Here is a 15,148-nt window from a genome sequence, read left to right as displayed (position 1 = left end):
AAAAGAAGAGGGTAATAGAACATGGAGAATCATATAAACTACCGACCAACAAAAGCCGTCATCGATCTACAAGCGATCAAACATAACATCATTTCACTACGCAAGCATCTTCAACCAAATGTCCAAATTATAGCTGTAGTAAAGGCCAATGCGTATGGACATGGGGATGTAAAAGTAGCAAGAGCGGCCATTGAAGCCGGAGCAACAATGCTAGCAGTAGCAACACCAGATGAAGCGGTACATATGAGAGCACATTTTAAAGAAATCGACATTTTAGTATTAGGAGCAATCCCTCTTTCTTTTATCGGTTATGCAGCCGAGGAAAATATTTCTCTTACTGTTTTTTCCTCAGAGTGGGTAGAGCAAGCAAAATTCTTATTACCTAATTCAAAACAAGTGAAAGTTCACTTGAAAATTGATTCGGGAATGGGACGTATCGGCGTAACGACAAAGGATGAACTACTTGACGTATATGAAGCACTTTCTAATACGACTGGATTTATGATAGATGGTATTTTTACACATTTTGCTACGGCTGATGAAGAAGATACTTTGTACTTTGACAAGCAAGTTTATATATTCAAGGAATTACTCGAGAGTTTGCCTACAAAGCCAAGACTTGTCCATGTGGCAAATACGGCAACAGCATTAGTAAAGGATTCATCTTTGCAATTTGATGCGGTTCGATATGGTATTTCAATGTACGGGTTATTACCATCTGCTTACGTTGGTGAACAACTACCGTTTTCATTAAAGCCTGCATTTTCTTTAGAAACGGAATTAGTTCATGTGAAAGAGTTGAAAGCAGGGCAATCAGTAGGTTATGGTGCGACCTTTACTACACAAAAAGACTGTTATGTCGGAACCATTCCAATCGGCTATGCAGATGGGATGATTCGTAAACTTAGTGGTCAAGAAGTTTTAGTAAACGGAAAACGTGCACAAATTATCGGTAGAATTTGTATGGATCAAAGTATGATTTTATTGCCGGAAGCATATAATATTGGAGAACGAGTCGTGTTAATCGGTCGCCAATTCGATGATGAAATTACACTTGATGATTGGGCAACAAAATTAGAAACAATTAATTATGAAGTACCATGTGTAATTACCTCTCGCGTACCAAGATTATATAAAGAATAGTGTTTTCTATAAGGAAAAAGTAACATCATTACAAGTAATTCTACGATATTCTACATTTCATAGCGGAAATTGTCAGTTTTTTTAATTTCTTGTCTTTTCATTAGTATCTATCAATGTTAAAATGAATTGGAAATGGGATGTTCGTTGGAGGTGCTTGTTTTGTACGTAAAAGAAGTAGAAATTTTAGATGAAGAAGTAATTATTGAGTTACCAAATGAATTAATGGCGCAAATGGAAAGAAAATTTGGACCAAGTACGAAAGGTAATGGAAATATTACGTACTTAGCTGCTCGAGAATATACAAAGCATATGCAACCAAATCAAATACGGGAAGCTTTAATGAAAGGCTATGTGGAAATGTCGCAAATTAATCTGACAATTTGCAGTGAGTGCTTGCATGCAGAATATGAAGCGGAACATATGGTGGAGCGTCTCGTAAGCGGGGGATGACAACTTGATTGTAAAACGTGGAGACGTTTTTTTTGCTGACCTATCACCTGTTATAGGTTCGGAACAGGGTGGTACTAGACCTGTTCTTATAATTCAAAATGATATCGGAAATCGTTTTAGTCCTACTGTTATCATTGCTGCAATTACAGCGCAAATTCAAAAAGCAAAATTACCAACACATGTTGAAATCGATGCTAAGAAGTACGGTTTCGAACGCGATTCGGTAATTTTGCTTGAACAATTGCGTACAATTGATAAATCACGATTAACAGATCGGATAACACAGCTAGATGCAAAATTAATGCAAGAAGTCGATATTGCACTTGGCATTAGTTTAGGACTTGTTAAATTTTAATACATAGGAAAACATCGGAATAATTTATTTCGGTGTTTTTTCGTATCTATTGAAAGAACGGTAAAAATCAAATTAAATTTGTTAAAAGCGTTCTAAAATAAATTTCACATTACGATTGATTATTCGTGTAAAAGAAATGGTATTGATTTACAATGATTGAGAGAAGCATTTTTTGCTTTTATTCGTAAAATAAGATGATTTATAGAGAAAAAACGAAATAAGAGAGTTTTATTATCCATTTTATATTATAATTTATTAATAATTCGAAAAATATACGCTAGCATAATAACAATGAAATGACAGACAGATGGGGGCGCTATAATGAATGCGAAATCTACCGTGGAAATTATAACAGAATGGGATATTGTAGCTGCACGCCAATTAGGACGTAACGAAGCGAAAGCTATTGGGTTTGGCGCGGTAGACCAAGCTCGAATTACGACAGCGATAAGTGAACTTGCGAGAAATATATATTTATATGCGCGCGCGGGGGAAATATCCATAGAACGTATGCATGAAGACGGTAAAGTTGGTATACGAATTACGGCAATAGATAAAGGCCCAGGAATCAGCAATTTGAAAAAAGTAATGGAAGATGGCTACTCAACATCTGGTGGGTTAGGTGCAGGCTTACCTGGTGTCAAAAGACTGATGGATGAAATGAAAATTCACTCTTCAGTAGAAAATGGAACCGCAGTAATTGTCGAAAAATGGATTTAGCAGGAAGTGGATGAATTGAAAGAACTACAAATTCAATATAAAAAAATTCTATCTGATTATTTAGAGAATCAAACAGAGCGAAATTTATATATAGGGCAAAACTTTATTCGTCAATTGATTCAGAAAAAAGTAACGCCAGAAGAAGTTATTAGTATTCACAAATACGCAATTGAACAAATATATCCAAATATTCAACCTGAAATTTCACATAGCTATGATTTTTTAATTGAGGTAATGGTTCACTTCGGTCTGACAGTTAAGGAACATCAAAGTTTGTTAGAGCAACAAGAGGAATTACGAATAGAAATGAACGTTGCAACGAAAATTCAGAATATGCTGTTAAAAACAACTCTCCCAAAAGTAAGTCAAGTGGATGTCGGTATGGTATCAATTCCGATTCGGAAAATGAATGGGGATTACGTTCATTTTTTAAATGATGAACAACATCACGTAAGTGTCGCTGTAACGGATGTCGTGGGAAAAGGCGTACCAGCAGCCATTTGTATGTCGATGGTGAAATACGGTTTGGATACGTTAGAATATGCAAATAGCAATCCATCGTACGTCTTAGAAGTATTAAATCGTATTATTGAAAAAAGTGTTGATGATAGCATGTTCGTTTCGATGTTTTATGGGACGTATGATATTGGGAAAAATATATTTACATATGGTTCAGCAGGGCATGAGCCAGCCATTTATTATTGTGCACGTGAACATGCATTTTATGATTTAGAATCAAAAGGCTTATTATTGGGTGTTATGCCAGAAGTGAAATATCCACAATTTGAAATTCAACTAGAGGAAAATGACTTTATTTTAATGGTTACAGATGGTGTAACAGATTTTAGAAAGCAAGGAGAGCTAGATCCACGCGATGTTATTAAAAATTTATCATTAAGTTACAGTCATTTAAGTGCACAAGAAATGTGTGAAGAAATGTATGCTTATTTGAAGGCATTACCAGATTTTGATTTAGAGGATGATTTTACAGTAGTAATCTTTAAAAAATAATTTTTAGATTTTGGTTTAACCTTGCGCAAATTTGGGAACAAAATAAGTTTATAGATGGAGGTGTCTTTTAATGAATGTTAATGTGCAATTTAGAGAAGACGGAAACGTATTAAGGGGTTATATTGAAGGTGAAATTGATACTTTTACTGCACCAATTTTACGAGAAGAACTTGAAACAGTGCGTATTGTAGAAGGTAGAATGATTGAATTGGATTTATCAAAAGTCAACTATATGGACAGTACGGGTTTAGGAATCTTTGTAGCTTTTTATAAAAAGGTAGCGCGTGAAAATGCACCATTTAAATTAGTAGGTTTATCTAGCCGTCTAGTAAGATTATTTGAAATTACAGGTTTGAGTGAATTGATGAGTATTGAGACCGAAGAAGAGTTGGAGTTGAAATGATGAAAGCATTTGATTATATCGAAATTCGGGTTCCTGCAAAGCCGCAATATGTGAGTGTAATTCGTTTAATGGTCTCAGGTTTAGGGGTACGTGTTGGATTTTCATATGATGAAATTGAAGATTTAAAAATTGCGACAAGTGAAGCTGTTACGAATGTTGTTCATCATGCTTATAGAGGGAATGATGAAGGTGAAGTCGTGATTGGCTGTGCGTTATACGATGACAAAATTGAAATTATGGTAGCAGACTATGGTGTAAGCTTCAATTTTGAAGAAATTAAATCAAAAATAGGTCCATATCATGAAGATGAAAATGTCGCGTTATTACGTGAAGGCGGACTGGGACTTTATTTAATGGAGACATTAATGGATGAAGTAAAGTTAAACAATGAAGGCGGGGTTACTGTTTTCATGACTAAGTATGTCTCGAGAGAGCAGGTGAAGGGGAATGTCGAAAGAATCACTACCTAAAAATTCATCAAAAGAAGAGGTATTAAACTGGATCGCAGAATATCAAGAGCATGAAAGTGACGAGGCTCAGACAAATTTAGTTTTGCGTTATCAACAGTTAGTAGAGTCAATTGCTCGTAAATATTCACATGGTAAATCTTATTATGATGATATTGTACAAGTAGGTATGCTTGGATTATTAGGCGCGATTCGACGATTTGACCCTTCTTTTGGAAGAAGTTTTGAAGCATTTGCGGTCCCGACAATCGTTGGGGAAATTAAACGTTTTTTACGTGATAAAACGTGGGATGTTCATGTTCCAAGACGTATTAAAGAGCTGGGGCCTCGAATTAAGGCGGCAGTTGAAGCATTAACAACGGAATACCAACGCTCTCCGTCCATTAGTGAAATTGCTAGTTACTTAGAAGTGCAGGATGAAGAAGTACTAGAAGCAATGGAAATGGGACGTAGTTATCAAGCGTTATCAATGGATCATTCCATTGAATCTGATTCAGATGGCAGCACGGTAACACTATTTGATGTTGTCGGAAAAGAAGATGACGGTTTTGAATCGACAAATCGTAGTATGATTGTTGCAGATGCAATGAGCGTTTTAAATGAGCGTGAACGCCAAATTATTCAATTAACTTATTTAGATCAGTTAAGCCAAAAAGAAGCTGGAGAACGACTGGGCATTTCTCAAATGCACGTATCTCGTATTCAGCGGAAAGCAATCAAGATATTACAAGATACCATTATTGCGAGTGGTGGCGTTACACTATAATTATGGGAGTCTACTAAATATGTGGACTCTTTTTTTATGGTTAAAAGTGCGAGTTTTCAAGAGAATCTAAAGATTGATAGTGGTAAACTATGAAGTAATTAAATAAAAGGAGTGGCACAATGGAACAAAAGCAAATGCTACAAATGATTGCGAACGACGTTAAGATACAATCAAAACAAGTACAAGCAGTTATTCAACTTTTAGAAGAAGGTAATACCGTACCATTTATTGCACGTTACCGAAAAGAAATGACGGGATCTCTTGATGAAGTCCAAATTAAAGCTGTGGAAGACCGTTACCACTACATACAACAACTCGAAACAAGAAAAGAAGAGGTACTTCGCTTAATTGAGGAGCAAGGAAAGTTAACCGAGGAACTTACTATAGCTATTCAAGCGGCTACAGTGCTACAACGTGTCGAAGATTTATACCGACCATATAAGCAAAAACGTCGTACGAAAGCAACGATTGCAAAAGAGCGTGGGTTAGAACCGTTAGCAGACAAACTTTTACAATATACAAAACAATCTGTTGAACAATTAGCCATGCCGTTTATTAACGAAGAACAGGGTGTCGCAACTGCTGAAGATGCTTTGGCTGGTGCACGCGATATTTTAGCAGAACGATTTGCAGATGATGCTGCCGTGCGGGAAAAATTACGTACGCTATCTTGGCGTGAAGGAAAATTAGTTACAGCGGTTAAAAACGCCGAAAAAGATGAGAAGCAAGTATTCGAAATGTACTATGAATACGAAGAGCCGGTACATCGAATGGCACCACACCGTACATTAGCGGTAAATCGTGGAGAAAAAGAAGATATTTTACGTGTATCGATTGATGTGCCGGTTGATAAAGCAACGACACAAATGGAATTTCACTTTATTCCAAGAAATTTTGTTGGTCCATCGGTTGAAGAAGTGAAGTTAGCGATTGCTGATAGCTATAAGCGCTTAATTAAACCTTCTATTGAAAATGAATTACGCTCAGAATTAACGGCAAAAGGTGAAGCACAAGCGATTCATATTTTCTCAGAGAATTTACGTAATTTATTATTACAGCCACCGATGCGCGGAAAAGTCGTATTAGGTGTGGACCCAGCATACCGTACAGGTTGTAAGTTAGCAGTCGTCGATGAAACAGGGAAAATGATTGAAATTGGTGTCATTTATCCACATACAACATCAGATCCATCGAAAGCAAAAGCGACGTTCAAAACATTATTAAAAAAATACCCGGTTAGCATTATCGCAATTGGAAACGGAACAGCTTCGCGAGAGACCGAACAGTTTGTTGCAGAAGTATTAAAAGAAGTAGACCAACAAGTAGCCTATGTCATTGTTAGTGAAGCGGGTGCATCAGTTTATTCTGCTTCTGAAACTGCACGAGCAGAATTCCCAGATTTACAAGTTGAACAGCGTAGCGCAGTATCAATCGCACGACGCTTACAAGATCCATTATCCGAACTGGTGAAAATCGATCCAAAAGCTGTAGGTGTTGGTCAATATCAACATGACGTTTCACAAAAGCAATTAGCTGAATCATTAACATTCATTGTAGAAACAGCGGTAAACCAAGTAGGGGTTAATGTAAATACAGCATCAGCATCGTTGTTACAATACGTTTCAGGTTTATCAAAGACGGTAGCTGAAAATATCGTAATAATGCGAAGTGAAAATGGACAATTTACGTCACGCGCTCAATTGAAAAAAATACCTCGTCTAGGCGCGAAAACATATGAGCAAGCAATCGGATTTTTACGCATTCCTGAAGCAAAAAATCCATTAGACGCAACAGGGATTCACCCAGAAAGCTATAAATTAGCAGAGGCCATTTTAGAAGCTGCGGATCTAACGAAAAAAGACGTAGGCACATCAAAAGCAGAAGCAGTAATTAGTCAGTTAAGTTTAACGGCATTAAGTGAAAACCTTAATGTGGGCGAAGTAACACTAAAAGATATTGTTGATACATTAATGAAACCTTCGCGTGACCCTCGTGATGCGTTCCCTCAACCATTATTAAAGACGGATGTTTTGAAAATGGACGATTTACAGGTTGGAATGGAGCTTCAAGGGACTGTTCGTAACGTCGTTGATTTCGGCGCTTTTGTTGACATCGGCGTAAAGCAAGATGGTCTAGTACACATTTCTAAATTACAAAGAGGCCGTGTGAAGCATCCGCTAGACGTTGTTTCACTCGGAGATATCGTAACAGTATGGGTAGAAAAAGTAGAATCAAATAAAGGACGTATTTCATTAACGATGCTTCCTCCTGCTCTCCAAGAAAACGTGTAAAGAAAATAGAAATCCTTTATAATAAAAGCGCACAGAATGTTGTGCGCTTTTATTATGCTATAAAGGTGGTTTGATTGATGACGGATGAGCAGGCACAAAAATTAGTAGAAGAACTTTCGTTAGAATATTTCCATCGCCCATTCCTTCACCGTGCTTACTTTAATAGCCGTTTGAAAACAACAGGTGGCCGATATATGTTACAAAGCCACGATATTCAATTAAATAAAACAATGTACGAACATTTTGGAATAGAAGAATTGCGAGGAATTATCTTACACGAATTATGTCATTACCATTTACATCTTTTAGGGAAAGGTTATAAACATCGGGATTCGGATTTTAGGGAACTGTTATTAAATGTGGGTGCACCAAGATTTTGCTCTCGAATTGAGACTCCAGAAAAAAAGGTGAAGCAAAAAACTATACACTATTATAAATGTATGGACTGTGGGCAACTTTATAAAAGAAAGAAACGTATGGATACAACAAAGTATTGTTGTAGTGTTTGTAAAGGGAAAATTATTTTTTTTGAGAGTAAAGTATTATAATGTTTTAATTGAAGGCATTTCGGACAAATGAATTAATACGTTTATAAATCAAACTAAAATAGATAATAGTTTTTTGGTTATATAATAGAAAGAAAAAATATCGCGAAAAACTTTCAAAAAAAGTATTGACGAATCTGAAAGGTCTCTCTATAATAGTAAAAGTCGACAAGATAACGACGACGAAATAAATGTTATTCCGAAGTAGCTCAGTTGGTAGAGCATCCGGCTGTTAACCGGCAGGTCGTAGGTTCGAGTCCTACCTTCGGAGCCATACAGTGGCCCGTTGGTCAAGCGGTTAAGACACCGCCCTTTCACGGCGGTAACACGAGTTCGATTCTCGTACGGGTCACCATTTAATTTCATAGTTTTTACTTATGGTCCCGTGGTGTAGCGGTTAACATGCCTGCCTGTCACGCAGGAGATCGCCGGTTCGATCCCGGTCGGGACCGCCATTTTTGGGGTATAGCCAAGCGGTAAGGCAACGGATTTTGATTCCGTCATGCCCTGGTTCGAATCCAGGTTCCCCAGCCATTTCCGAGCCATTAGCTCAGTTGGTAGAGCATCTGACTTTTAATCAGAGGGTCGAAGGTTCGAGTCCTTCATGGCTCACCAGTTTTATATTGACAAATTTTATTGATATTGTATAATAAAAAAAGTCGAATAAAGTGGTCGTGGCGGAATGGCAGACGCGCTAGGTTGAGGGCCTAGTGGGGGCAACCCCGTGGAGGTTCAAGTCCTCTCGGCCGCACCAAAATAACCTCAAAATATATGCGGGTGTAGTTTAATGGTAAAACCTCAGCCTTCCAAGCTGATGTCGTGAGTTCGATTCTCATCACCCGCTCCATTTTAAAAAAACTTGTTGACATATCTATTGATACAAGTTATACTTAAATAACTGTCGCGAGTGACAGTGTCATGAACCTTGAAAACTGAACAAGCAACGTTAATGAAACAAAGCTTCTTAAATGAAGCAAAAATAGATATCAACTTTTAGTTGATACGCTAGCAAAGCAAATGAGCTTTCAAACTAACTATTATGGAGAGTTTGATCCTGGCTCAGGACGAACGCTGGCGGCATGCCTAATACATGCAAGTCGAGCGGACGAACTTTTGGTGCTTGCACCAAATTTTCGTTAGCGGCGGACGGGTGAGTAACACGTGGGTAACCTACCCTACAGACTGGGATAACTTCGGGAAACCGAGGCTAATACCGGATAATACTTGGAACTACATAGTTCCTTGTTGAAAGATGGTTTTGCTATCACTGTAAGATGGGCCCGCGGCGCATTAGCTAGTTGGTGAGGTAACGGCTCACCAAGGCAACGATGCGTAGCCGACCTGAGAGGGTGATCGGCCACACTGGGACTGAGACACGGCCCAGACTCCTACGGGAGGCAGCAGTAGGGAATCTTCCACAATGGGCGAAAGCCTGATGGAGCAATGCCGCGTGAGTGAAGAAGGATTTCGGTTCGTAAAACTCTGTTGCAAGGGAAGAACAAGTAGCGTAGTAACTGGCGCTACCTTGACGGTACCTTGTTAGAAAGCCACGGCTAACTACGTGCCAGCAGCCGCGGTAATACGTAGGTGGCAAGCGTTGTCCGGAATTATTGGGCGTAAAGCGCGCGCAGGTGGTTCCTTAAGTCTGATGTGAAAGCCCACGGCTCAACCGTGGAGGGTCATTGGAAACTGGGGAACTTGAGTGCAGAAGAGGATAGTGGAATTCCAAGTGTAGCGGTGAAATGCGTAGAGATTTGGAGGAACACCAGTGGCGAAGGCGACTATCTGGTCTGTAACTGACACTGAGGCGCGAAAGCGTGGGGAGCAAACAGGATTAGATACCCTGGTAGTCCACGCCGTAAACGATGAGTGCTAAGTGTTGGGGGGTTTCCGCCCCTCAGTGCTGCAGCTAACGCATTAAGCACTCCGCCTGGGGAGTACGGTCGCAAGACTGAAACTCAAAGGAATTGACGGGGGCCCGCACAAGCGGTGGAGCATGTGGTTTAATTCGAAGCAACGCGAAGAACCTTACCAGGTCTTGACATCCCATTGACCACTGTAGAGATACAGTTTTCCCTTCGGGGACAACGGTGACAGGTGGTGCATGGTTGTCGTCAGCTCGTGTCGTGAGATGTTGGGTTAAGTCCCGCAACGAGCGCAACCCTTGTTCTTAGTTGCCATCATTTAGTTGGGCACTCTAAGGAGACTGCCGGTGATAAACCGGAGGAAGGTGGGGATGACGTCAAATCATCATGCCCCTTATGACCTGGGCTACACACGTGCTACAATGGACGATACAAACGGTTGCCAACCCGCGAGGGGGAGCTAATCCGATAAAATCGTTCTCAGTTCGGATTGTAGGCTGCAACTCGCCTACATGAAGCCGGAATCGCTAGTAATCGTGGATCAGCATGCCACGGTGAATACGTTCCCGGGCCTTGTACACACCGCCCGTCACACCACGAGAGTTTGTAACACCCGAAGTCGGTGAGGTAACCCTTGTGGAGCCAGCCGCCGAAGGTGGGATAGATGATTGGGGTGAAGTCGTAACAAGGTAGCCGTATCGGAAGGTGCGGCTGGATCACCTCCTTTCTAAGGATTTTTCGGAATCATTCCTTCGGGGAATGAAACATTAACGTTTGCTGTTCAGTTTTGAAGGTTCATCGAAAGATGAAAAACTTCAAAAAAATATTTGCTTCTTACGCTAGCGCTATTGTCGCAAAGCTGCATGAAGTAAATTCAGCGAAACTTATTCACGATGTGATTGAAGTTAGCTGCTTTGTTCTTTGAAAACTGGATAAAACGACATTGAAAGCAATAAACAAATTTTCTATTAGTAATAATAGATCACAAACGTCAAGTAATTGACGTGCAAACTTAAATCTTGAACTTGTTCAAGTTTAACTAAACTTTTGGTTAAGTTAATAAGGGCGCACGGTGGATGCCTTGGCACTAGGAGTCGATGAAGGACGGCACTAACACCGATATGCCTCGGGGAGCTGTAAGTAAGCTTTGATCCGGGGATTTCCGAATGGGGGAACCCACTATCTTTAATCGGATAGTATCTACACGTGAATTCATAGCGTGATGAGGACAGACGCAGAGAACTGAAACATCTAAGTACCTGCAGGAACAGAAAGAAAATTCGATTCCCTGAGTAGCGGCGAGCGAAACGGGAAGAGCCCAAACCAAAGAGCTTGCTCTTTGGGGTTGTAGGACATTCTATACGGAGTTACAAAAGAATGAGCTAGACGAAGCGACTTGGAAAGGTCCGCGAAACAAGGTAAAAGCCCTGTAGTCAAAAGTTCATTCCCTCCAGAGTGTATCCTGAGTACGGCGGAACACGTGAAATTCCGTCGGAATCTGGGAGGACCATCTCCCAAGGCTAAATACTACCTAGTGACCGATAGTGAACCAGTACCGTGAGGGAAAGGTGAAAAGCACCCCGGAAGGGGAGTGAAATAGATCCTGAAACCGTGTGCCTACAAGTAGTTAGAGCCCGTTAATGGGTGATAGCGTGCCTTTTGTAGAATGAACCGGCGAGTTACGATTACGTGCGAGGTTAAGTTGAGAAGACGGAGCCGCAGCGAAAGCGAGTCTGAATAGGGCGAATTAGTACGTGGTCGTAGACCCGAAACCAGGTGATCTACCCATGTCCAGGGTGAAGGTGAGGTAACACTTACTGGAGGCCCGAACCCACGCATGTTGAAAAATGCGGGGATGAGGTGTGGGTAGCGGAGAAATTCCAATCGAACCTGGAGATAGCTGGTTCTCTCCGAAATAGCTTTAGGGCTAGCCTCGTGATTGAGAATACTGGAGGTAGAGCACTGTTTGGACTAGGGGCCCATCTCGGGTTACCGAATTCAGACAAACTCCGAATGCCAGATATTTATACACGGGAGTCAGACTGCGAGTGATAAGATCCGTAGTCAAAAGGGAAACAGCCCAGACCACCAGCTAAGGTCCCAAAGTAATCGTTAAGTGGAAAAGGATGTGGCGTTGCTTAGACAACCAGGATGTTGGCTTAGAAGCAGCCATCATTTAAAGAGTGCGTAATAGCTCACTGGTCGAGTGACACTGCGCCGAAAATGTATCGGGGCTAAACGATTCACCGAAGCTGTGGATGCATCCGTATGGATGCGTGGTAGGAGAGCGTTCTAAGGGCGTTGAAGTCAGACCGGAAGGACTGGTGGAGCGCTTAGAAGTGAGAATGCCGGTATGAGTAGCGAAACATGGGTGAGAATCCCATGCACCGTATGACTAAGGTTTCCTGAGGAAGGCTCGTCCGCTCAGGGTTAGTCGGGACCTAAGCCGAGGCCGATAGGCGTAGGCGATGGACAACAGGTTGATATTCCTGTACCACCTCCTCACCGTTTGAGAAATGGGGGGACGCAGTAGGATAGGGTAAGCAGAGCGTTGGTTGTCTCTGTTCAAGCAGTAAGGCGTGTATGTAGGCAAATCCGCATACTTTAACGTTGAGCTGTGATGACGAGCTCGTATGAGCGAAGTTCCTGATTTCACGCTGCCAAGAAAAGCCTCTATCGAGGTGAGAGGTGCCCGTACCGCAAACCGACACAGGTAGTCGAGGAGAGAATCCTAAGGTGTGCGAGAGAACTCTCGTTAAGGAACTCGGCAAAATGACCCCGTAACTTCGGGAGAAGGGGTGCTCTTTAAGGTGAATAGCCATGAAGAGCCGCAGTGAATAGGCCCAGGCGACTGTTTAGCAAAAACACAGGTCTCTGCAAAACCGTAAGGTGACGTATAGGGGCTGACGCCTGCCCGGTGCTGGAAGGTTAAGAGGAGTGGTTAGCGCAAGCGAAGCTGCGAATTGAAGCCCCAGTAAACGGCGGCCGTAACTATAACGGTCCTAAGGTAGCGAAATTCCTTGTCGGGTAAGTTCCGACCCGCACGAAAGGCGTAACGATCTGGGCACTGTCTCAACGAGAGACTCGGTGAAATTATAGTACCTGTGAAGATGCAGGTTACCCGCGACAGGACGGAAAGACCCCGTGGAGCTTTACTGTAGCCTGATATTGAATTTTGGTACAACTTGTACAGGATAGGTAGGAGCCAGAGATTCCGGAGCGCCAGCTTCGGAGGAGGCGTCAGTGGGATACTACCCTGGTTGTATTGAACTTCTAACCCATACCCCTTAGCGGGGTAGGAGACAGTGTCAGGCGGACAGTTTGACTGGGGCGGTCGCCTCCTAAAGAGTAACGGAGGCGCCCAAAGGTTCCCTCAGAATGGTTGGAAATCATTCGAAGAGTGTAAAGGCATAAGGGAGCTTGACTGCGAGACCTACAAGTCGAGCAGGGTCGAAAGACGGGCTTAGTGATCCGGTGGTTCCGCATGGAAGGGCCATCGCTCAACGGATAAAAGCTACCCCGGGGATAACAGGCTTATCTCCCCCAAGAGTCCACATCGACGGGGAGGTTTGGCACCTCGATGTCGGCTCATCGCATCCTGGGGCTGTAGTCGGTCCCAAGGGTTGGGCTGTTCGCCCATTAAAGCGGTACGCGAGCTGGGTTCAGAACGTCGTGAGACAGTTCGGTCCCTATCCGTCGTGGGCGTAGGAAATTTGAGAGGAGCTGTCCTTAGTACGAGAGGACCGGGATGGACACACCGCTGGTGTACCAGTTGTTCTGCCAAGAGCATCGCTGGGTAGCTATGTGTGGACGGGATAAGTGCTGAAAGCATCTAAGCATGAAGCCCCCCTCAAGATGAGATTTCCCATTACGCAAGTAAGTAAGACCCCTGAAAGACGATCAGGTAGATAGGTTCGAGGTGGAAGTGTGGTGACACATGGAGCTGACGAATACTAATCGGTCGAGGACTTAACCACATTTTATTGCATAACTCAATGAAACGTTTATCCAGTTTTGAAAGAACAATTCTTTCTACATATACACGGATGTTCTTTAAAAGGAACGTCTACTAAGAGCGCCACGTCCTGTGGCAAAGTAGACGCCATGACATCCATGTCAAAGTGAAGTGATGATGGCAAAGAGGTCACACCTGTTCCCATACCGAACACAGAAGTTAAGCTCTTTAGCGCCGATGGTAGTTGGGGGTTTCCCCCTGTGAGAGTAGGACGTCGCTTCGCAAAGTTAAACCACTGAGAAATCAGTGGTTTTTTTGTGCATACACTAAATTTAACTTAACTTAACTTAACTTTAAGAAATGGGGATAATTAAAAGCTGGGTGAGAATTTCCATCGAATGTTTTATTAAGAAAATAATATTGTCATTATAAAAATTTTTTGTTATAATTATCAAGGTTCAAGAATAATAAATGGTCCCGTGGTGTAGCGGTTAACATGCCTGCCTGTCACGCAGGAGATCGCCGGTTCGATCCCGGTCGGGACCGCCATTTTAATATGAAGTATTCAGTGATTCGTAAGTATACGGATTGCTTTTTTGTTTTTATAGAATAATTATTATAGATTGAACAAACAATCTTACATATGTTTTGAACAAACACCTTCAGGGAAAAGTTTCATATATAAGTAAGGGCATCGTTGTTTACTATTAGGCACCTGATGTTACTTTCTAATGTTTCTTATGGGGGAATGCTGATGAATAAAAAAAGATTGTTTGTTTATCTAATTATTTATCTCGTTTTCTTTTTATTTTTGGTTGTTACTTCGTATGATAATAAGGTATTAGAAATCGAAGAAAAAAATCAATATACTTGGCAAAAATATATGAATGAAGATGAATATAATCAACTTCAGAAAGATATGTCATATATAGATGTCGTCCGAATTGTTGGTGGAGCGGGCAAAGAAATTAAAAGCGATGTTTATGAATGGAACGATGAAATATTATTAACTAGGGGATATCAGATTCAATTTGAAAATGATCGATTAGTAAAAAAAGAAATAAAGGAACGACGAGGAAATTCGATGCGTTAACTGAGAAGGGCTTGACTGAAAGTAATTATTCAGTTGAGCCCTTTGTGAGTGTAATGGCATATTTTAATGGAATAACCAAATGGA

At 41.3% G+C, this 15,148-nt stretch carries 11 protein-coding genes, 8 tRNA genes and 3 rRNA genes; all 22 read left to right on the top strand.

Annotation, left to right across the window (positions count from 1 at the left end; translation table 11 throughout):
* The first annotated feature begins 21 nt into the window (after nt 1-21).
* The 22 genes from alr to DCE79_RS16820 all read left to right on the top strand — a co-directional run bounded on the left by alr (nt 22) and on the right by DCE79_RS16820 (nt 15,064).
* On the top strand, nt 22-1,143 hold the full coding sequence (gene alr / locus DCE79_RS16925; RefSeq protein WP_108714121.1) for an alanine racemase: 1,122 nt from the start codon (nt 22-24) through the stop codon (nt 1,141-1,143).
* 159 nt (nt 1,144-1,302) lie between these two features.
* Nucleotides 1,303-1,593 carry a transcriptional regulator gene (locus tag DCE79_RS16920; protein WP_108714120.1) on the top strand — a complete coding sequence of 97 codons (291 nt, stop codon included), beginning with the start codon at nt 1,303-1,305 and terminating at the stop codon, nt 1,591-1,593.
* Nucleotides 1,594-1,597: 4 nt separating this feature from the next.
* Nucleotides 1,598-1,948, top strand: coding sequence for a type II toxin-antitoxin system PemK/MazF family toxin (locus DCE79_RS16915; protein ID WP_108714119.1), 351 nt, complete (start codon nt 1,598-1,600; stop codon nt 1,946-1,948).
* Nucleotides 1,949-2,269: 321 nt separating this feature from the next.
* The gene (locus DCE79_RS16910; RefSeq protein WP_108714118.1) at nt 2,270-2,668 is read left to right on the top strand and encodes an anti-sigma regulatory factor; all 399 of its coding nucleotides are present in this window, start codon (nt 2,270-2,272) and stop codon (nt 2,666-2,668) included.
* Between the two features lie 15 nt (nt 2,669-2,683).
* Nucleotides 2,684-3,679, top strand: a complete 996-nt coding sequence (locus DCE79_RS16905) for a PP2C family protein-serine/threonine phosphatase (RefSeq protein WP_108714117.1) — start codon at nt 2,684-2,686, stop codon at nt 3,677-3,679.
* A gap of 70 nt (nt 3,680-3,749) precedes the next feature.
* A complete protein-coding gene (locus DCE79_RS16900; RefSeq protein WP_108714116.1) occupies nt 3,750-4,082 on the top strand; it encodes an STAS domain-containing protein in 333 nt (110 codons plus the stop codon).
* Nucleotides 4,082-4,552 carry an anti-sigma B factor RsbW gene (rsbW, locus tag DCE79_RS16895; RefSeq protein WP_108714115.1) on the top strand — a complete coding sequence of 157 codons (471 nt, stop codon included), beginning with the start codon at nt 4,082-4,084 and terminating at the stop codon, nt 4,550-4,552. The genes DCE79_RS16900 and rsbW overlap by 1 nt, the downstream gene beginning before the upstream one ends.
* Nucleotides 4,530-5,315: an RNA polymerase sigma factor SigB gene (gene sigB / locus DCE79_RS16890; RefSeq protein ID WP_108714114.1), complete on the top strand. Its 786-nt coding sequence runs from the start codon at nt 4,530-4,532 to the stop codon at nt 5,313-5,315. The genes rsbW and sigB overlap by 23 nt, the downstream gene beginning before the upstream one ends.
* Nucleotides 5,316-5,434: 119 nt before the next feature.
* Nucleotides 5,435-7,606, top strand: a complete 2,172-nt coding sequence (locus DCE79_RS16885) for a Tex family protein (RefSeq protein WP_108714113.1) — start codon at nt 5,435-5,437, stop codon at nt 7,604-7,606.
* A gap of 77 nt (nt 7,607-7,683) precedes the next feature.
* Nucleotides 7,684-8,154 (top strand): SprT family protein, encoded by a 471-nt coding sequence (locus tag DCE79_RS16880; RefSeq protein ID WP_108714112.1) that lies wholly within the window; start codon nt 7,684-7,686, stop codon nt 8,152-8,154.
* Between the two features lie 195 nt (nt 8,155-8,349).
* Nucleotides 8,350-8,425 (top strand) — tRNA-Asn (locus DCE79_RS16875).
* 6 nt (nt 8,426-8,431) lie between these two features.
* Nucleotides 8,432-8,506 (top strand) — tRNA-Glu (locus DCE79_RS16870).
* Between the two features lie 24 nt (nt 8,507-8,530).
* Nucleotides 8,531-8,606 (top strand) — tRNA-Asp (locus DCE79_RS16865).
* Between the two features lie 4 nt (nt 8,607-8,610).
* Nucleotides 8,611-8,685: transfer RNA gene (locus DCE79_RS16860), tRNA-Gln, on the top strand.
* A 5-nt stretch (nt 8,686-8,690) separates the two neighbouring features.
* Nucleotides 8,691-8,766 (top strand) — tRNA-Lys (locus DCE79_RS16855).
* A gap of 53 nt (nt 8,767-8,819) precedes the next feature.
* Nucleotides 8,820-8,905: transfer RNA gene (locus DCE79_RS16850), tRNA-Leu, on the top strand.
* A 19-nt stretch (nt 8,906-8,924) separates the two neighbouring features.
* A tRNA-Gly gene (locus DCE79_RS16845) sits at nt 8,925-8,998 on the top strand.
* Between the two features lie 189 nt (nt 8,999-9,187).
* Nucleotides 9,188-10,743 (top strand): 16S ribosomal RNA (locus DCE79_RS16840).
* 322 nt (nt 10,744-11,065) lie between these two features.
* Nucleotides 11,066-13,993: ribosomal RNA gene (locus tag DCE79_RS16835) — 23S ribosomal RNA — on the top strand.
* A 145-nt stretch (nt 13,994-14,138) separates the two neighbouring features.
* Nucleotides 14,139-14,254 (top strand): 5S ribosomal RNA (rrf, locus tag DCE79_RS16830).
* Together the 16S, 23S and 5S rRNA genes with 8 tRNA genes alongside form the textbook arrangement of a ribosomal RNA operon.
* 190 nt (nt 14,255-14,444) lie before the next feature.
* A tRNA-Asp gene (locus tag DCE79_RS16825) sits at nt 14,445-14,520 on the top strand.
* A 205-nt stretch (nt 14,521-14,725) separates the two neighbouring features.
* A complete protein-coding gene (locus DCE79_RS16820) occupies nt 14,726-15,064 on the top strand; it encodes a hypothetical protein (protein WP_108714111.1) in 339 nt (112 codons plus the stop codon).
* Nucleotides 15,065-15,148 lie beyond the last annotated feature (84 nt).

Origin of the sequence: Lysinibacillus sp. 2017 (assembly GCF_003073375.1) — a bacterium.
GTDB lineage: Bacteria > Bacillota > Bacilli > Bacillales_A > Planococcaceae > Solibacillus.
The sequence above is the reverse complement of the archived record's forward strand: the minus strand, read 5'-3'. Positions and strand labels throughout refer to the sequence as shown.